We start from the raw sequence: 17,908 nt of genomic DNA on the forward strand, positions 1-17,908 counted from the left end.
GGTGATGGCAACCGTTGCCGAGTTCACCATCCCGCCGGAGGCGTTCCTGCTCGGTGCGGTGTTCGAGCAGTACCCCGACGCGACCATCGAGATAGAGCGCGTCGTCCCCACCGGGTCGGCCGTGATGCCGTACTTCTGGATAGCGGGTGCCGACGGCGACGCGGTTCGCGAGTACTTGCTGGACACCGCCGACTTCGAGTCGGTCACGCTCGTCGACAGCGTGGAGGGGCGGTCGCTGCTGCGGTGTCGCTGTGTCGGCGCACACGAGGGGTTGCTCGGCGCTATCGTCGACAGCGACGTGACGATGCTGTCGGCGGTCGGGACCGCCGACGGGTGGCGCGTCGACGTTCGCGGCGACGAACAGGGCGCGATTACGGCGTTCGACCGGGCCTGTCGAGACGCCGACATCGTCCCGACGCTGTGGGAACTGTCCGACGCGGGGCCACCGACAGCGGCGGGGACGGACGAACTCACCGGTCCACAACGGGAGGCGCTGGAACTCGCCTACGAGCGCGGGTACTTCAGCGAACCCCGAACGACCACGCTTGAGGAACTGGCGACCGACCTCGGCATCTCCCGACAGGCGTTGTCGAACCGGCTTCGACGGGGGTATCGGACGCTGGTGGAGTCCCACGTCACCAACACGTGACGCGGGGTACCCGTATCAAGAGATTACATAGTCAACCCGCCTGTCTATGCTTCCCTCGAGAGTGTCTACGGACGATGACGAAACGGACGCCTGCGCCCGTGTCGCCGGACCCCGGTCACGACGCCGTCGCCGACGGAACTGCGTGTGACTTCACCGACGTAACGACCGACTCCGAAACCGCAGCGACCCACGCGGAGTTCGACCCCGCGACGGAGTTAGCCAGCCTCGCTATCACGGAACTCGTCGGTCGTCTGGAACGGACCGACGCGTGTGCCCTCCCCGCGGTGTACGACTCCGTCGACCCGGAGGCCCTCGATGCCCTGTTCCGGGACGGCCGAGGAGGCGTCTCGAATCTGGTCGTCAACTTCGAGTACCTCGGGTACGGCGTGACGGTGAGCGACGGAGCAATCACCGTGACACCGCCGGAGTAGGAAACCGGGCTCACTCCACCGCGTCCGACGGGTCGACGACGTCTCCGCTCTCGGGATAGACGCCGACCTGTTCACACTGGTCCGCCAGCGGACACGCTTCGGGGTCGTCGAGACACGCCGGCTTGCGCGCCGTGCAGTACTCCCGACCGAACTGTATCATCGCGGTGTGCCCGAAGCCGCACTTCTCGGCCGGCACGTCGCGTTCGACGTACTCCCGGACCGTCTCGTGGTCGGCGTCTGCGGGTGCGAGGCCCATCCGTCGAGCGATTCGGTGGACGTGCGTGTCGACGGGAAAGACGCCCCCGCGGCCGCCCGCGAAGAGGAGGACGCAGTCGGCCGTCTTCGGTCCGACACCGTTCATCTCCAGCAGTCGCGCTCGGACCTCCGCGGGGTCGCCCTCCCTGACGAACTCGTCGAACGCCTCGGCACCGCCGTACTCCTCGCAGACGCGCTGGGCGATGGCGACGATGCGCTCGGACTTCTGGTTGTACAGGCCCGCCGACGAGATGGTCTCGGCGAGGGTCTGCTGGTCGGCGTCGGCGAGGGTGGCCGCGAGGTCACCGTCGTCCCCTCGCGGGGCGGTCCCCTCCCCGCTCGGACTGTCCGAGACGCTTCGCGCCTCGCTCCCCCCGTACCGCTCCATCAGCGAGTCGTGTGCGGGTTGGCTCGCCTTGTCCGAGGTGTTCTGGCTGAGGATGGTGCGGACCAGACACTCGAAGGCCGGGCGGCCGCCGTATGTCTTCGTCCAGTACATCTCGCCGAGTCTGTCGACGACGGCCTCGGCGCGCGTGCCCGCCGTCGACGGGTCGAACGTCGCCGCACGGCCGCCACCCGACTCGCCCCCACTGATGTTCTCCTCCGGTTCCGGGTCTGCCATGTGTGCTCCGTGGGTCGCGAGCGCCAAAACCCCTTCACCAGACAGAGGCGCCCCGGACGCGGGGAGTCACTACTGGGTGTCGTAGCGAGCGCATATGTCGGGTCGCGCCCTCTATCGGGTATGTCCGACACCGTCCTCGTGACAGGTGCCACCGGCACCGTTGGCACGTCGCTCCGCGCCGAGTTAGCCGACCGCGACGCCCTCGTCCGCGCGGCGGCCCGGTCACCACCGGGGGACGGCCCCGCCGACGAGTGGGTCGCCTTCGACTTCGAGAGGCCAGAGACGTGGGGTGGGGCGCTCGCGGACGTCGACGCGCTGTTCCTGCTCCGACCTCCCGAGGCGTCGCGAGTCGGGCGCATCCGCGAGTTCGTCGACGCCGCGACCCGCGTGGGCGTCGAACGGTGTACCGTCCTCTCGGTGCTCGGTGCCGAGCGCAATCCGCTCCTCCCGCACCGCCGCGTCGAACGCCACGTCGCGGCCTCGGGGCTGGACTGGACGTTTCTGCGCCCCTCGTTCTTCACGCAGAACCTCACCGACGTCCACGGGGACGCGCTTGCCCGCGGTGAAATCGCCGTCCCCGCCGGCGACGGCGAGACGAGTTTCGTCGACGCCCGCGACGTGGGAGCCGTCGCCGCCGTCACGCTCACCCAACCCGGGCACGACGGGACCGCATACGACCTCACCGGTCCGGAGTCGCTGACCTACGCCGACGTCGCCGCCGTCGCCGGCGATGTCCTCGGCTACTCCGTCGAATACACGAACCCGTCGCTCGCGCGGTTCGTGGTCGGCGAACTCCGTCGCGGTCGGCCGATGGGATACACACTGGTGATGAGCGGCATCTACACGACGGCCCGCCTCGGCCTCGCTGGCCGAGTGACCGACGACGTGCGGCGCGTCCTCGGGCGCGGCCCGCGTGACGTGCGGACGTTCTTCGAGGACTACGCCGAGGAGATAGAGCGGGACCGACGCCGAGCAGTCAGGCCGAGTCGACGGTGAGCGTCAGGGTCAGGTCGGCCCCGTCCGCGAGTGCCGCGACGAGGGCACGGTCCACGTCGCCGGCGGCGGCGTCGGCCCCGACCATCACGGTCCGGTCGTCCACGTACTCGCTCGTCCGGAGGACGTGGCTCCGGTCGCTCTCGAATGTCAACTCCGGGTGGCCCGACCCCTCGACGGTGACCGTGTGGCCGTCAGCCTCGATGGTGGCCGTGATGGTCGCGTCGGCGTCCCGGCAGGCCTCGACGAACGCGTCGTCGAAGTCGGCGGGCACCGTGTCGGCCTCGATGCCGAGGATGCAGTCGCCGGCGGGTGTCAGAAAGTCGTCGCTCGTGACCTCCAGCGTGCTCGCGTGGTCACCGCTGACGTGTTCGTGGCCGTGAGCGGTGACGACGGCTTCGAGTGACATACTCCGCGGTAGCCGGTGGCCGTATTTCAACGGGACGACTCGGGCCGGGCGACGGTGACCGTCACCGCGCCACACGCGCACTCGTGGGCCTCCCGACGACCCCACGCCGTCTCGAACACCAGCGCCGGGTCGCCCAGCGGCCGGTCGCAGTCGCTGGCGTCACACGTGAGGGCCGTGTCTTCGCGCAGGTCGTGAATCATACCGTACCGGAGGGACCGAAGGCACCTTAATCCGAGCCGTCCCCGGAGTGAAAGTGAAAGTGATAGCCGGCGTCGGGGTCGACCGACGGTCCGTCTGACGGGCGTCAGCGACCGGCGGCGACGCCACCGTGGGGGTAAAGGATATGCCCCCAGCGGACGGGCGACAAGGTATGTCGCTGGAGTGGCGCGGCGCGGCGGTAGCGCCGGACGACGAGATGCCGACCCCGGACGAGTGGGACCCGGTGCGCGTGCCGGGCCGACCGGCAGCGTTCGCCGGGGCCGACGCCGTCGCCTACGAGACGACGTTCTCGGACCCGCGCGGCGAGGACGAGGCACACGCGGCCCTCCTCCTCCGCGGGACGTACGCCCAGACGCGGGTCTGGTGCAACGGTGAACGCGTCGCCAGCCACGACGTGTACTTCGCGCCCCTCCGAGTTCGCCTCCCCGACGCCGAGGAGTACCGCGTCGTAGTCGAGTGCCGTACCCCAGAGGACCGCTTCGGCGGCCTCCACGCGACGGACGCGCTCCCCGAGGAGCGATGCGTGCCGGGCATCTGGTGGGAGGCGCGAGTGGAGACGTACCCGGACCCGTACGTGAGCGCTGTGCGGGCGCGCCCGCGTGTGACCGACGACGGGGCCGCCGTGGACGTGACAGCGGAGGTCGTCACGAACGAGGCCATCGACGACCGCCTCACGTTCTCCTTTCGCCCCGAGGGGAACGTCCGCGGCGGCGGGATGATGGACCGCTCCCGCGTCGCCACCGGGTCCGGTCACACGACGGTCCAACACACCATCGAAGTGCGGGACCCCTCGCTGTGGTGGCCCCACGACAGGGGCGACCAACCGCGGTACGTCGTCCGGGCGAAACTCGACGACGCGACCAACGCCGTCACGACCGGCCTGCGAACCGTCGAGTACGACGACGAACTGCGGGTCAACGGCGAACGCGTCCCCGCCCGCGGCGTGACGCTGCTGGACCCGACGCCCGCCGACGTCGAACGGGCCGCCGCCGCGAACGCGAACCTCGTCAGGGTGCGCGCACAGGCGGCGTCGCCCGCCGTCGCCGAGGCCTGCGACGAACACGGCGTCCTCCTCTGGCAGGACCTCCCGCTGACCGGGGCCGGAGCGTTCGACTCGGGTCGAGGTCGGGACGTGGCGAACGAACTGGAGTGGGGCTACGGTCACCATCCTAGCCTCGCGGCCGTCGCCGTCCACGACGACCCGGTCCGGGCCTACGCGGACGGCCTCGGGTCGGGGTTCCTCGACCGCCTGCGCTTTCGCTGGCGGGCGTGGCGGGCCGAGTACGACGCGAGTGCGGCCCGCTCCGTCGCCGACGCCGTCGAGACGGTGCCGACGTTCCCCGTCGTCGGTCCGCCCGGCATCGACCCGGACGCCGTCACGCTGTACCCGGGGTGGCAGTACGGCACCGTCGACGACCTCGCGTGGCTCTGTGACCACTACGGCGTCGGCGACGTCGTCGGCGGGTTCGGGGCCGGGTCGCTCGGAGTCGACGGCCCGGACGACGAGACGGGGTTCGACCGGGCGACCCACGACGCCCGCGTCGAGGGCGGTGCGACCGACTCGCAGGCGTATCAGGCGCGGGTCGTGCGGGCGGTCAGCGAGGCGCTCCGACGGCGGGAGAGCGACGTGGCTGTCCTCGATAGCCTCCGAGACGTCGCCGACGCCGGGATGGGCGTCCTCCGCGAGGACGGGGCGGAGAAACCGGCCTACGGGACCCTCTCCGATAGCTACGAGCCGACGCAGGTAGTGCTCTCAGACCCCACTCCCGGCGAGAGCGACGTCGTCGTCTGTCACGACCGACCCGAGACGGCGACGGTCACCGTCGAGTGGGACCACAACGGGGAGCGACAGCAGGAAGAGCACACGGTCGGGCCGTTCGGCCGCGTCACCGTCGGGTCGCTGACCCTCGCCGCGGGGGACGACCTGACCCTCGCCGTCGCCGTCGGGGACGACGTGGTGACGAACGAGTACGGAATCGACGAGAGTATATAACCTATCTCGGAAGCGTGTCAATCCTTCACGACCCCGTAGACGAGTGTGTGACGCCTCGCCACGGTATTCAGTGCACCGGAATATTTAAACAATGTCCCCCGGTACTAGCGGGTACCAGAACGCTCACGCGTTCAGGCAGTATCGCGTCGCGCCCAAAATGAGAGGGAACCCTTGTTATTGGTGCCAGCCCCTCAACAGCGGAGCGCCTGTCTGTGCGAGAGCGGTGATGGCATAGAGGTTTCAACAATGGCAGACTCGATAGACGAATCAAAGAACGTTACAGTAACAGAAGAGGATCTCGAAAACAAGTCCAAAGGCGAGCTCATCAAACTCGCCGGTCAGCTCCGCGACCGACGGAACGAGCTGAACCAGATGGCCTCCGAGCGGGCTTCCGACCGCGACGACCTGAACGCGAAGACGCGCGAGAAGGTCGACGAGGCACAGGAACACCGCGAGAAGCGCGACGAGCTCAACGAGCAGGTCCAAGAGCACAAGGACAAGCGCAACGAGCTCAACGCCGAGGCCAACGAGCTGTTCGACAAGGTCGACAACCTGAAGAACGACCTCGAACTCGACGAGGGCAAGTCGGTCGACGAGCTCAAGGACGAAATCGAAGACCTCGAGTTCAAGCAGCAGACCGAGGTGCTCTCCTCCGAGGACGAGAAGGAACTCATCGAGAAGATAGAGGACAAGCGCGAGAAGCTCCAGCAGAAACAGGAGAAACTCGACCAGAGCGGTGACCTCGAAGGGCTCAAAGAGGAGGCCGAAGAGGTCCGCTCAGAAGCCTCGAAGCACCACCAGAAGGTCACGGAACTCGCCGACGAGGCCCAGAAGCACCACAACCAGATGATAGAGGCCTACCGCGAGGCCGACGAAATCCGTGACGAGGCCGACGAGAAACACGAGGAGTTCGTCGAGGCGCAGGAAGCCGCCGACCAGCACCACGAGGACTTCGTCCGCGTCCAGAAGCGCCTGCGCGAACTGGACAAGAAAGAGGAGAAAGAAGAGCGGTCCCAGCGCGAGGAGAAGCAGGAAGCCGCTCGCGAAGAGGCCGAGGAAATCTACCAGAAGTTCAAGGAAGGCGAGACCCTCGACACCGAGGACCTGATGAAGCTGCAGAAGGCCGGCAAGCTCTAATCTCTGCGACACAGTCTTTCTGTTCTCACGCGCTATAGATGCATCTCTGGCTCACGTCCCTGTTGCAGAGTACTCCCGGATCGCTCTCGCTGCTCCCGACTGCCGTCGGCGGCGTCGTCTTCGGCCTCGCGCTCGCGGCCCCGCCGGGGCCGATGAACGCCGTCATCGCGGAGGAGAGCGCCCTGCGCGGGTGGCGAGCGGGACTGTTCGCCGGCCTCGGCGCGATGACCGCCGACGCCTGCTTCTTCGTCCTCTCGCTGGTCGGAGCCGCCGCCGTGGTGACCGAGACGCCCGCGCTCCGGCAGGCGATGGTCGCCGCGGGCGGGTTCCTGATGCTGTGGTTCGCCTACGGCGCCGTGCAGGACGCGAACGCGCTCTCGTCGATGGACGCCGAGACGGACGCGTCGGCCGAGGAGAGCCGCGGCTTCCGGAAGGCGCTGGTGCTCGCGCTCACCAACCCGTATCAGGTCGTGTTCTGGCTCACCGTCGGCGTCGGCCTCCTCCAGCCCGGAACGGTGGACGTCCTCTCGTACCTCCCGGCCCTCGGCGGCGACGCGGCGGGCCTGTTGGTGGTCCAGACTGGACACCCGGTGTTACTCGCGGGGCTGTTCGGCGGTATCGTGCTGTGGATAACCGGGTTTCCGGCGGCCATCGTCGCCGCCCGGAAGCGAGTCGAGCGACTGGCGCCGGTCGTCGCGTGGGTCAGCGCCGCTGTGCTGGCGGGGTCGGGCGCGCTCTTTCTCGCGCAGGTCGCCGGCCCGGCGTTCGACGCCGCTCGGACTGCAATCGAGACGGTGGTCTGACGGTCACTCGCCCATACCGGTGGCGACGTCGTCGAGGCTCTCCTCGGCGTCCATCTCGGCGACTTCGGCTTCGAGCCACTCCTGGAACCACCGGGTGCGCTTGAGTCGCTGGTGGACGATGGACTCGGCCGCGTCGCTCTCGACGCGTTCTTTGGCGTCCTCGCCCCGTTCGATGACTCGGTCGACCATCTCGGCGGCGTCCATGTGCGTCCGGGACTCGTATCCCATCCGCAAGAGCATGAGCGCAGTGCCGTTCGCGCCGATTTTGTCGAGGATGTCCGCCTCGATGAGACACCGCGTTTCGAGCGAGAGGTTCGTGAGGTCACCCTGATAGGAGTGGTCCTCGACGGCGCGACACACCTGTTCGACGAACGACTCGGGGTAGTCACCGTGGGCGGTGAGGTACTCGCGTGCGATGCGAGCACCGGCCTCCGCGTGGACGTCCTGCTCTGCTTCCAGTTTCGCGATGTCGTGAAACAGGGCGGCCACCCGGGTCACGTCGACGTTCGCACCCTCCTTGCGGGCGATTTCGGTGGCGATGTCGACGACGTTGAGGATGTGGTTGAACCGGTACTCCGCGGAGTGCCACGGGTACCAGCGCATCCGTCCACCTTCGTCCTCGTTCTCGACGCTCGCGGCGAGGTAGTCGTGGACGAACTCCTGCATCGCTTCGAACTCCGCCTCGGAGACTGGTGACTCCCTAATCTCGACGCCCACACCACCACCTCCGACGAGAGGTTCCGATATTCATCTTACAGACAAGAAGGCACGTTCGACTCTTAGGCGTTACGACAGGGCGAACGCCGACGCTCGGTCGGCTATCGCTGTGAGAACTGCGGGTGACGACAGAGAGATACCGATTGCCGAGGGGGCGTCCCCATGGTTGAGCGAGCGACCACACAGCCGCGGGCCGGGGCAAACAGCCCGACGACGCGGGGTCGCTTGCAGGACGTCTCGGCAGGTTCCGGTGTGTGTCTGGACACCGGCCAGAGTCCACGTTCAGACAGTATTTTTCCGTTTTCGAATTGATTCATCAATCACCTACGCATTTAGGACTACGTATGGCCACAAATATAAGTTTTTCTCGGCTTCGTGGCTGATGGCCGTGGTCGTGACCGGCCCACCAGACGACCCGGGGCGACCGTCAATGGGATGTACGTTTATACCAGTTCACGCCGAGGGTGTCGATATGGAACTCCGACCTGCAGAACCAGCCGACAGGCCGGCAATCAGAGACGTCGCACGGCGCTCGTTACAGGCGTCGTACTCGTTGGGGCCACAGGCAATCAACAGCGCAATCGAGGAGTGGTACGACGAGGCACGCCTCGAGGAGACGCTGGAAGACGAGGAACGCCTCCTGCTCGTCGCAGAGAAGGCGGGGCAGGTGGTCGGGTTCTCCGAGAGCGTCACCTCGGCGGACAACACCGGGACGCTGCTCTGGCTACACGTCGACCCCGCCCACCGTGGCGAGGGCATCGCGTCGGACCTGTTCGATGCGACCCGCGAACACCTCGAGGAACTCGGTGCCACCCACCTCGTCGGCCGCGTCCTCGCGGACAACGTCGAGGGCAACACCTTCTACGAGGACCGCGGGTTCGAGAAGGTCGGCACCGAGGAGGTCGAAATCGACGGCCGGACCTACGTCGAGAACCTCTACAGCGAGTCCGAACAGTGGGGTCGAGAACCCGTCGAGATGGAGGACGGGCGCACGGTGTTCGTCGACCACGACAACCACGAACGAGGGTCTATCGCGCCGTTCCACATCGTCCACGTGGACGAGGACGGCGACGACCGCTACGGGTACTTCTGTAGTAACTGCAACACGCTCGCCAACGCGATGGACTCGATGGGTCGAATCGAGTGTGATACCTGCGGAAACGTCCGGAAGCCGCTCCGCTGGGACGCCGCCTACCTCTAGTTCCCCGTGTCGTTGCTCGACGGGGAGTCGTTCGCGTCTCGCCGCGGCGGCGGTCGCCGTGCCGGTACCAGAACCAGCAGGTAGTACAGCGCGAACAGGACGACTGCGATGGCGACGCCGACCAAGATGTCACCGACGACCGACCCGGTCACGAGCGGCGTGAGGACCGTGCCACTGCCGAGTTGGGGGAGTACCGCGTCCATACGTGACCATTCGTCACATACCGATAAAACAGACGACCACCGTTCTCTGTGCCTGGGAACCCTGCACGCTCATGCCACGAAGTGCTTTCTGGGGCAGACACGGCACGCCCACGTGTGGGGCAGACCTATCGCCGTGCCACGTCCAACACGAGTCGTTCTCGCTCGCCGTCGACCAACCTGTACGTCTGACTCGACCGGTCGTAGGTGAGAACACCAGCATCACAGAGCTTCGGGAGGTGACAGTGCCGGAGCGCAATCGCCACCTCGTCTCTCGGACGCTCGGGTGCCGCTCGGGCGACGGTCCGGGTCAGGTCGTCGAACGACTGCCGAGATTCGCGTTCGAAGGCGTCGATGATGGCCCGTCTGTACGGGTGAGCGAGGACGTCGAACAGGTCGTCCAATCGCTGCTCCGTCCCAGCGAGAGTCTGATGCCGATGGTTGGTCATGTGAATCACCTCGTGGAGTGGTGAACCCTAGACAGTATCGTTAACAACACTATAAATAATTATGTATTCGACCCGCCTCAGAGAGTCCGAAATCGAGGTATTTCGGCGGGTGTGCGAGCGAAGCGCATAATATCTGTGGCGACCGAATAGGGTTCATGAGAGCGGTGAGAGTGGTCGTAGGGTGGGAGACTGGTCCGGCCGACGGGGCGTAGATGGAGGACGAACTCGTCGATACGCTCAGGCGTATCGGCCTGAACGAGTACCAGTCGCGGGCGTACATCGCGGCCGTCAGTACCGGCCCGACACGGCTCCCGACGCTGGCCGACGCGGCCGGACTCCCGTCGCAACGTATCTACGACGTGGTCGAGGACCTCCAGTCGCTCGGGCTCATCGAGGTTCACGAGGGCGGGCCAGCGAAACAGGCGGTGCCAGTACCGCCGGCCGTCGGCTTGGCCGACCTGAAGGACCGTCGACTCGCCGAGTTCGAGAGCGACCTCACCGAGGCCACCGACGGTCTGAGCCGCCTGTTCGACGAAATCGAGACCGCTACCGGCTTCGTTACCCTCGTGACGCAGGACCAGTCCATTCGCCGGCACGTGAAGACGGCCGTAGAGACCACGGAGAACTGGCTCTTCCTGTCGGTCCCGCTGGAGTGGTACCGCGACCTCGAAGACGAAGTGGGGGCCGCCGTCCGCCGTGGCGTCACCGTCCGTGCGCTCGTCATCTCCGACGACCGAGCGGCCATCGACGCGACGACGTTCCCCGAGGGGATGGCGGTCCGAAGCCGCCCCGGTGCCGATACCCTCGTCGCCGCGGACCGGGAGTACGGCATCTTCCGCGCCATCGGGTCGCCCTCCGTCGCCCGGCCGGCCCTCGTCACCAGCGACAAGAACATCATCGAGATGTTCCACCGCTACAGCGAGCAGTTCTGGCTGGCCGCCCATCGCGTACAGGAGGGCCCGTCCCCGCCCAACCGGTTCCTCAACCCGTGGCAGGTCATCCAGCACTGCGCGCTGGCCCCTCAGAGCGAGGCGGCCACCGCCGTCGTGAACGGCCACGAGACGGCCACCGGGCGGTCGACCACCGTTGAGGGCCGTATCGAACGGGTCGTCTGTGACCCGCCGATGGAGAGCGAGCAGGCCGGCTTCGTCCCGCGGGTCGCCAGCCTCGAACTTGCGACCGAGTCCGGACCCGTCACCGTGGGCGGCTGGGACGCAACGCTCGAGGACGTCGCCGCCCACAGCATCGAGATTCACAGGTCCTCCTGACCCCGCGTTCTCTACGGGGTCGCAAGGGAGAACTCGCGTCGGTCGTCGCTCACGCGACAGCACCGCTACCCAGTCAGAACGGTAGTGGGTCCTTACCGACTCATTCGCTGGGCTCGTAGGTCACGGTCACCCTCGCGTGGCCGTAGATGTCATCCCACGTTTTGTCCTCGTCCAGCAGGAGGACCGTGATGGTGACGTCCCCCGACTCGGTGCCGGTCGCTTCGAAGGCCGCCTGCGGAATCTCGAGGGGGACCTCCGCGTTCTCGTCGAATCCGAGTTCCTCCGAGCGCTGGACCGGCGGTCCGCTGACCTCGTAGCGCGAGGTGTTCTCGACTCTGACCAGTTCGCTGTCGATGTACGCGACCAGATAGGGCTCCCCGCGGACGGTGCCGTGCTCGGCGGGGTCGACTCTCTCCATCGACGTGTTGGCGGTGACCGCCAGCCTCACGGAGGAGTTCTCCCCGTCACCGGACCCCCGACCGACGACCTCCACCGATTTGATGTGGTTGTCGACGTTCTCCTCGGCCGTCTTGTCTTGGAGCGGCGAGTTCGGGTACTCCGGCAGCGACCACTCGTCGCTGGCGGTCGTCGTCCGCTCCGGGGTCTGAGTGGCGGTCCCCGTCGAAACCGGAGTGGCGGTCGCTGTCGGTTCCGGGGTGGGAGTCGCCGTCTGTGTGGTCGTGGGCGGAGAGGACGTCGTTTCGGCGTCCGATTCCGATGCTGGGCTGAACCCGCTACAGCCTGCGACGAGCACGAGACAGACGACGCACCCGATGCGCAGCGTGTGGCGTACCATGCGCTGCATCTTCGGTTCGACACAGTTCCTTATCGGGTCGCTAAACCGACGCCACCCGTCCGTTAGATTCCACTCGGCCCCCTTCTATTCAAACCCTTGTCACGACACGATGGCTCGTATCCTCTCGTCGTCTGGGCTCGAATCGCCCGGTCGATACAAGCCCGTGTCTTACCGGTGTTCGCTACAGAATCAGTAGTCCCGGGCGGATTCGAACCGCCGTCAAGGGCTCCAAAGGCCCTTATGATTGGCCACTACACCACGGGACTTCGCTCCGCCGTCTTCTACGACCGCCGACCGGCGGTTCGCAGCGGACCGTATCAGAACGAATCGCCGGAAGCCACTTGAACGCTTCGAGAATCAGTCGCTCGAAACCTCGGCCTCGACCTCCAGCAATCCGCAGACGTCGTCCTCGGCGTTGAAACAGTCCGGACACTGCGGTTCGCGGTCGATGATGGTGTCCAGTCGCTCCGCGACGGTCTCGTCGATGACGCCCTCCAGTTGCTTGGCCTCGGTCCGGAACTCCTCGACTTCGAGCACCTCGACGAGGAACCGTTCGATGATACAGTAGTTCTGCAGGGCGTCGCGGGCCTGCTGGATGCCCTCGTCGGTCAGGTCCACGCCCTTGTACTTCTCGTGTTCGAGGAGGCCGCGGTCCTCCAGTTTCCCTATCATCTCGTTCGCGCTGGCGGGGCTGACGTCGAGTAAGTTGGCGATGTCGCCGGTCGAAGCGGGTCCGTCCTCCTGTTCCTGCGTGAGGTAGATGGCCTTCAGGTACTGGGCCTGCGTGTTCATTGTCGTTCCTCCATCAGGTCGGTCACTTCCTCGACGCCGTCGGCCTCCTCGTCGCGAAGCGCTCGGAGGACGTCGAGCAATCGCTCCCGGTCGACGCTGAAGGTCGTGTCCGAGGCCTCGATGGACGCGATGAGGTCGTCGTAGAACTTGTAGGCCGTCTCCTCGTTACACAACTGGTCGTAGAGCACGCCGTCGAAGTCCTCGTCCGCCTCGTACTGTGCCTCGACGAGCATCTGTATCTCCTCGAAAGGAACCGTCTCGGCTTCGAGGTCGTCGACCAGTTGTTCGAGTCGGCTCCGGTGGTCGGCCGACTCGGCGGCGGCGTGGTCCAGCAGGTCCCGCAACGCGGGGTCGAGCGACGCGTCGGTCTCCTCTGCGTGCTTCGCCGCCCGCGCCTCCACGACTTCTTCGAGGACGATGCCGATTTGGAGGAGGCGGGCGAGTTGGTGGTCCGACCCGACGGGTTGTGTCAGGCTCACCGGAACCCCTCCGGGCGTGGCGAGACAGTCATGCGAGAACGTCGGGGAGGGCGTAACTTAAGCCGTTCCCTGTCACAGTGTCCCGCCGACAGTTTTAGTCGCGTGGGCGGTGCAGGTGCCACTGGTGACCCGGTATGACTGACTACCCCGAATGGTACCGAGACGCGGTCGTCTACTCGCTCGACGTGAAAACGTTCGCCGACGGGAACGGTGACGGTATCGGCGACTTCGTCGGCTTGCGTGACCGTCTCGACTATCTCGAAGACCTCGGGGTGACCTGCCTGTGGCTGTTGCCGTTCTACCCCAGTCCGTGGCGGGACAACGGCTACGACGTCGCGGACTACTACGGCATCGACGACCGATTGGGGACGATGGGCGACTTCCAGCGGTTCCTCGACGACGCGCACGACCGAGGCATGTACGTCCTCGCCGACGTCGTCTTCAATCACACGTCGACGGAACACCAGTGGTTCCAGCGCGCCCGCGAGGGCGACGAGCGGTTCCGGGACTACTACCTCTGGACGGACGACCCGGCCGACGCTCCCGAGGAGGAGACCATCTTCCCGGGCGAGGAGGAGGACGTCTGGACCTACGACGAGGCCGCCGACGCCTACTACTACCACCAGTTCTACCACTTTCAGCCGGACCTGAACGTCTCCAATCCCGAAGTACAGGCGGAGATGGAGCGGGTCCTCGAGTTCTGGACCGAGCGGGGCGTCGACGGGTTCCGGGTGGACGCCGCGACGCCGATGATTAGCGGGAAAGGCGCAGAACCGGTCTCTATCGACGAACCGCACGTCCTGTTCAAGCGCATGAAATCGGCCGTCAGTTCCGTCGCCGAAGACACCGTCCTGCTCGCCGAGGCCGACGACGAACCCGCCGAACTCAAGCGGTACTTCGGCGACGGCGACGAGTTCGACCTCCTGTTGTCGTTCGTCTCGAACGCCCACCTCGTCTGGGCGCTGGCGGACCAGAACGCCGACCACCTCGCGGCGGCGTTCGACAGGCTTCCGGCTTACGAGGACATCGTCGAGTCGGGCCAGTGGGCCAACTTCCTGCGGAACTTCGACGAGTTGAACCTCGGCCCGCTCCCCTTCGAGGAGTTCGAGCGCGCCATCGAGGTCATCGGCGCGGACCCCGACACGCGTATCTACGGCCGGGGCGTCCGCCGTCGCCTCGCCCCGATTCTGGACGGTGACCCCGAACGAATCGCCTGTGCGACCAGCCTCTGTTTCGCCCTGCCGGGCACGCCAATCGTCGTCGCCGGCGACGAAATCGGGATGGGCGACGAACTATCGCTCCCGGGGCGGGACGCCGTCCGCACGCCCATCCAGTGGACCGACGACCCGACCGCGGGCTTCTCGACGGCCGACGCGGAGACGTTCGTCAGACCGGTCGTCGAGGGCGAGTACGGTCCCGAGGCAGTCAGCGTCGCCGACCAGCGTGCCGACCCCGACTCGCTTCTGGCTCGCGTGAAGGAGGTCATCGCCACTCGCAAGGCCTGTCCGGAACTCTCGCGAGGCGAGCAGTCGGTCGTCGACACCGACGAACGAACGGTGTTCGTCCACCGAAGCGACTGGGACGGGACGACGCTCCTGACGGCGCACAACATCGGTCCCGACCCGGCGTCGGTCGCGCTGGACGTACCCGACGACGTGGCGACCCACCTGCTCGGTCCCGGCGACTACTCGCTCGACAGCGACACGCTCACCGTCGAACTCGACGGCTACGGCTACTGCTGGCTCCGTCTCGGTCGGCCGAAAACGCGGTCGGCGTAGCCGGGGCTGTCCGGTTCGAGAACGAGAGAGAAGACGAGCCAGCGGTCGGAACTCTACGAGTTACTCCCGAAGACGCTCGTAGATGAGGTCGTCGAGGTCCTCGCGGAGTTCGTCGACCGCGACCTCGTCGAGGACGGGGACGAAGAAGCCCTCGACGAGCATGTTCTTCGCCGCATCCGGGTTGACACCGCGGGAGGTCATGTAGAACATGTCCTCCTCGTCGACCTGTCCCACCGTCGCGGAGTGGGAGGCCTCGGTGTCGTGGTTGTTGATGATGAGCTTCGGCGACGCGTCGGCCTCGGACTCGTCGGAGAGCATGAGGGTGTTCTCACGCTGGTACGAGGAGGTGTCCCACGCCTCCGTGCCGACGTCTTGGACGCCCTCGTACACCGAGCGGGCCTCGTCGTCGAGGACGCCGCGGGTGACGAGGTCGGCGACCGTGTGCTCGGCCTCGTGCCAGACGCGGGCCGCGATGTCGAAGTGCTGGTCGTCGTGGCCGAAGAACGCGCCGACGATTTGAGACTCGCTGGAGTCACCGAGCAGGCGCGTCTCGACGCTGGACTTGGTGAGGCGCGACCCGATGTTGCCCTCTATCCAGTCGACGGTGCCGTAGGTGTCGGCGTGGCCGCGCTTGACCTGATAGTTGTAGCTCTCCTCGGAGAGGTTCTGGAGCGTGCCGTACTGGACGTAGGCGTTCTCGCCCGCGACGGCCTCGACGACGCCGGAGTAGTACCGCGACCCCTCGACGTCGTCGCCGGTGGTCTGGCGTTCGAGGATGGTGACCGAGGCGGACTCCTCGGCGACGACGAGCGTGTAGTTGAACAGCGACTGGCTGTTCATCGTCGTCCGAATCTTCACGTCCTCGGCGTCGACGCCCTCGGGGACGTAGACGACAGTGCCGGCCGAGAACAGCGCCGTCGACAGCGCGGTGAGGTAGTCCCGCTGGGGGTCGACGACGGAGCCGAAGTGCTCCTCGACGAGGTCGCCGTGCTGGTCGAGCGCCTCGCTCCACGAGAGGACGTCGACGCCCTCGGCGTCGATGCGGTCTTTCTCCTGTGCGTAGTCGAGCGGGTCGACCAGCGTCTCGTAGTCCAACGCGTCGAGGTTGGTCCACTTGCGGCCGGGCGTCTGGATGACGTCGGGCATCTCGAGGTCGTCGAGCGCCGCGAGCGCCTCCTTCCGGGTCTCGAGGAGCCACTCCGGCTCGTCGAGGTCCGACGAAATCTGTTCGACTTGGTCTTCGGAGAGTGTGGCGTGTACCTGCGTACTCATGATTATCCGAGCGAGCCCTCCATCTCCAGTTCGATGAGGCGGTTGAGTTCGACTGCGTACTCGATGGGCAGTTCCTCCGTGATGGGTTCGATGAACCCGGCGACGATCATCTGTTTCGCGTCGTCGTCGTCCAGTCCGCGCGACTGGAGGTAGAATACGTCCTCGTCGCCGATTTTGCCGACGGTCGCCTCGTGGGCGACGTCGACTTTCGACTCCTGAATCTCCATGTACGGCATCGTGTCGGAGGTGGAGTCGTTGTCGAACATCAGCGCGTCACACTCGACGGACGTCGAGGAGTTCTCGGCGCCGTCGGCGATGTGGACGAGGCCGCGGTAGTTCGTGCGGCCGCCGTCCTTCGCGATGGACTTGGACTCGATGGTGGACTTCGTCTCGGGCGCGTTGTGGTAGACCTTCGCGCCAGTGTCGATGTCCTGTCCCTCGCCAGCCATGGCGATGGTGATGTGGTTGTCCGTCGCGCCGGGGCCTTTGAGGACGGTGGAGGGGTACAGCATCGTGGCCTTCGAGCCCATGCTGCCGGAGACCCACTCCATCGTACCGTCGGCCTCACAGATGGCGCGCTTGGTGTTGAGGTTGTAGGTGTTCTTCGACCAGTTCTGCACCGTGGAGTACTGGACGTGGGCGTTCTCGCCGACGAACACTTCGACGCCGCCGGAGTGGAGGTTGAACGCCGAGTACTTCGGGGCGGAACAGCCCTCGATGTAGTGGACCTCGGAGTTGTCCTCGGCGATGATGAGCGTGTGCTCGAACTGGCCCATCCCCTCCGAGTTCATGCGGAAGTACGCCTGCACGGGCATCTCGACGGTGGTGTCCTCCGGGATGTAGACGAACGACCCGCCGGACCACACCGCACCGTGGAGCGCGGCGAACTTGTTGTCGCTCGGGGGGACGCACTTCGTCATGAAGTGCTCCTTGACGAGTTCTTCGTGCTCCTGGACGGCCTTGTCCATGTCACAGAAGATGACGCCTTTCTCCTCCCAGCGCTCCTGCATGTTCTGGTAGACGATTTCGGACTCGTACTGAGCGCCGACGCCCGAGAGGGCGTTCTTCTCGGCTTCCGGGATGCCCAGTTTGTCGAACGTGTCCTGAATCTCCTCGGGGAGGTCCTCCCACGACTCGGCGCCGCCGCGGGTCTCGATGTCCGGGCGGATGTACGGCACGATGTCCTCGATGTCGACTTCCGAGAGGTCCGGCGCACCGGGCCAGCCCTCGGGCATCGGCATCTCTTGGAACTGCTCCAGCGCGCGCAGGCGTCGCTGGAGCATCCACTCGGGTTCGTCCTTGTCTTCCGAGATGACCCGTACGGTCTCCTCGGTGAGGCCCTTCTCGGTCTCGAAGGCGGAGTTCTCCTCCTTCTTGAACTCGAAGCGAGCCTCGGTGTCTGTCTCTTTGAGGTGGTCTTGGTCTGAGCTCATTGTTGTGTAGGT

At 66.2% G+C, this 17,908-nt stretch carries 20 protein-coding genes and 1 tRNA gene; 9 read left to right on the forward strand and 12 right to left on the reverse strand.

Annotated elements, in window-relative coordinates; translation table 11 throughout:
* Positions 1-4: 4 nt before the first annotated feature.
* Positions 5-649, forward strand: a complete 645-nt coding sequence (locus Hhyl6_RS03605) for a helix-turn-helix domain-containing protein (RefSeq protein ID WP_483737859.1) — start codon at positions 5-7, stop codon at positions 647-649.
* Positions 650-723: 74 nt separating this feature from the next.
* The gene (locus Hhyl6_RS03610; protein ID WP_483737860.1) at positions 724-1,080 is read left to right on the forward strand and encodes a HalOD1 output domain-containing protein; all 357 of its coding nucleotides are present in this window, start codon (positions 724-726) and stop codon (positions 1,078-1,080) included.
* A 10-nt stretch (positions 1,081-1,090) separates the two neighbouring features.
* Here the strand turns inward: Hhyl6_RS03610 and Hhyl6_RS03615 are convergent, their stop codons facing one another.
* Positions 1,091-1,957: an endonuclease III domain-containing protein gene (locus Hhyl6_RS03615; RefSeq protein WP_483737861.1), complete on the reverse strand. Its 867-nt coding sequence runs from the start codon at positions 1,955-1,957 to the stop codon at positions 1,091-1,093.
* Positions 1,958-2,077: 120 nt separating this feature from the next.
* On the opposite strand from Hhyl6_RS03615, the gene Hhyl6_RS03620 reads away from it, so the two are divergent.
* On the forward strand, positions 2,078-2,953 hold the full coding sequence (locus Hhyl6_RS03620) for an SDR family oxidoreductase (RefSeq protein WP_483737862.1): 876 nt from the start codon (positions 2,078-2,080) through the stop codon (positions 2,951-2,953).
* On the opposite strand, the gene Hhyl6_RS03625 is transcribed toward Hhyl6_RS03620, so the two are convergent.
* Together Hhyl6_RS03625 and Hhyl6_RS03630 are read right to left on the reverse strand one after the other, a co-directional pair.
* Positions 2,934-3,359: a DUF371 domain-containing protein gene (locus Hhyl6_RS03625; protein WP_483737863.1), complete on the reverse strand. Its 426-nt coding sequence runs from the start codon at positions 3,357-3,359 to the stop codon at positions 2,934-2,936. The genes Hhyl6_RS03620 and Hhyl6_RS03625 overlap by 20 nt on opposite strands.
* Before the next feature lie 26 nt (positions 3,360-3,385).
* Positions 3,386-3,559: a hypothetical protein gene (locus Hhyl6_RS03630; RefSeq protein ID WP_483737864.1), complete on the reverse strand. Its 174-nt coding sequence runs from the start codon at positions 3,557-3,559 to the stop codon at positions 3,386-3,388.
* 170 nt (positions 3,560-3,729) lie between these two features.
* On the opposite strand from Hhyl6_RS03630, the gene Hhyl6_RS03635 reads away from it, so the two are divergent.
* The 3 genes from Hhyl6_RS03635 to Hhyl6_RS03645 all read left to right on the forward strand — a co-directional run bounded on the left by Hhyl6_RS03635 (position 3,730) and on the right by Hhyl6_RS03645 (position 7,511).
* On the forward strand, positions 3,730-5,571 hold the full coding sequence (locus Hhyl6_RS03635) for a glycoside hydrolase family 2 protein (RefSeq protein WP_483737865.1): 1,842 nt from the start codon (positions 3,730-3,732) through the stop codon (positions 5,569-5,571).
* A gap of 246 nt (positions 5,572-5,817) precedes the next feature.
* The gene (locus Hhyl6_RS03640; RefSeq protein ID WP_483737866.1) at positions 5,818-6,708 is read left to right on the forward strand and encodes a coiled-coil protein; all 891 of its coding nucleotides are present in this window, start codon (positions 5,818-5,820) and stop codon (positions 6,706-6,708) included.
* Positions 6,709-6,746: 38 nt separating this feature from the next.
* Positions 6,747-7,511, forward strand: a complete 765-nt coding sequence (locus tag Hhyl6_RS03645) for a LysE family translocator (protein ID WP_483737867.1) — start codon at positions 6,747-6,749, stop codon at positions 7,509-7,511.
* Between the two features lie 3 nt (positions 7,512-7,514).
* Here Hhyl6_RS03645 and Hhyl6_RS03650 read toward each other — a convergent pair whose 3' ends face one another.
* Complete coding sequence (locus Hhyl6_RS03650) at positions 7,515-8,228, reverse strand: HD domain-containing protein (protein ID WP_483737868.1); 714 nt, start codon at positions 8,226-8,228, stop codon at positions 7,515-7,517.
* A gap of 472 nt (positions 8,229-8,700) precedes the next feature.
* On the opposite strand from Hhyl6_RS03650, the gene Hhyl6_RS03655 reads away from it, so the two are divergent.
* Entirely contained in the window at positions 8,701-9,429 is a 729-nt protein-coding gene (locus Hhyl6_RS03655) for a GNAT family N-acetyltransferase (RefSeq protein WP_483737869.1), read from the forward strand.
* Here the strand turns inward: Hhyl6_RS03655 and Hhyl6_RS03660 are convergent.
* Both Hhyl6_RS03660 and Hhyl6_RS03665 read right to left on the reverse strand, forming a co-directional pair.
* A complete protein-coding gene (locus Hhyl6_RS03660) occupies positions 9,426-9,632 on the reverse strand; it encodes a hypothetical protein (protein WP_483737870.1) in 207 nt (68 codons plus the stop codon). The two genes, Hhyl6_RS03655 and Hhyl6_RS03660, sit on opposite strands and share 4 nt — an antisense overlap.
* 125 nt (positions 9,633-9,757) lie before the next feature.
* Complete coding sequence (locus Hhyl6_RS03665) at positions 9,758-10,078, reverse strand: DUF7344 domain-containing protein (RefSeq protein WP_483737871.1); 321 nt, start codon at positions 10,076-10,078, stop codon at positions 9,758-9,760.
* A 212-nt stretch (positions 10,079-10,290) separates the two neighbouring features.
* Here Hhyl6_RS03665 and Hhyl6_RS03670 point away from each other — a divergent pair, with 212 nt between their 5' ends.
* Positions 10,291-11,346 carry a TrmB family transcriptional regulator gene (locus Hhyl6_RS03670; RefSeq protein ID WP_483737872.1) on the forward strand — a complete coding sequence of 352 codons (1,056 nt, stop codon included), beginning with the start codon at positions 10,291-10,293 and terminating at the stop codon, positions 11,344-11,346.
* Positions 11,347-11,446: 100 nt separating this feature from the next.
* Here Hhyl6_RS03670 and Hhyl6_RS03675 read toward each other — a convergent pair whose 3' ends face one another.
* From Hhyl6_RS03675 to Hhyl6_RS03690, 4 genes are all read right to left on the reverse strand, one after another.
* On the reverse strand, positions 11,447-12,142 hold the full coding sequence (locus Hhyl6_RS03675; protein WP_483737873.1) for a hypothetical protein: 696 nt from the start codon (positions 12,140-12,142) through the stop codon (positions 11,447-11,449).
* Positions 12,143-12,335: 193 nt separating this feature from the next.
* A tRNA-Gln gene (locus Hhyl6_RS03680) sits at positions 12,336-12,408 on the reverse strand.
* Between the two features lie 91 nt (positions 12,409-12,499).
* On the reverse strand, positions 12,500-12,934 hold the full coding sequence (locus tag Hhyl6_RS03685) for a metal-dependent transcriptional regulator (RefSeq protein WP_483737874.1): 435 nt from the start codon (positions 12,932-12,934) through the stop codon (positions 12,500-12,502).
* Positions 12,931-13,413: a ferritin-like domain-containing protein gene (locus Hhyl6_RS03690; protein WP_483737875.1), complete on the reverse strand. Its 483-nt coding sequence runs from the start codon at positions 13,411-13,413 to the stop codon at positions 12,931-12,933. The genes Hhyl6_RS03685 and Hhyl6_RS03690 overlap by 4 nt, the downstream gene beginning before the upstream one ends.
* 134 nt (positions 13,414-13,547) lie before the next feature.
* On the opposite strand from Hhyl6_RS03690, the gene Hhyl6_RS03695 reads away from it, so the two are divergent.
* Complete coding sequence (locus Hhyl6_RS03695) at positions 13,548-15,191, forward strand: alpha-amylase family protein (RefSeq protein ID WP_483737876.1); 1,644 nt, start codon at positions 13,548-13,550, stop codon at positions 15,189-15,191.
* A gap of 60 nt (positions 15,192-15,251) precedes the next feature.
* On the opposite strand, the gene sufD is transcribed toward Hhyl6_RS03695, so the two are convergent.
* Both sufD and sufB read right to left on the reverse strand, forming a co-directional pair.
* On the reverse strand, positions 15,252-16,463 hold the full coding sequence (gene sufD, locus Hhyl6_RS03700; RefSeq protein WP_483737877.1) for a Fe-S cluster assembly protein SufD: 1,212 nt from the start codon (positions 16,461-16,463) through the stop codon (positions 15,252-15,254).
* 2 nt (positions 16,464-16,465) lie between these two features.
* Positions 16,466-17,896, reverse strand: a complete 1,431-nt coding sequence (gene sufB, locus Hhyl6_RS03705; protein ID WP_483737878.1) for a Fe-S cluster assembly protein SufB — start codon at positions 17,894-17,896, stop codon at positions 16,466-16,468.
* Between the last annotated feature and the right edge of the window lie 12 nt (positions 17,897-17,908).

Source organism: Haloarcula sp. H-hyl6, assembly GCF_056934455.1.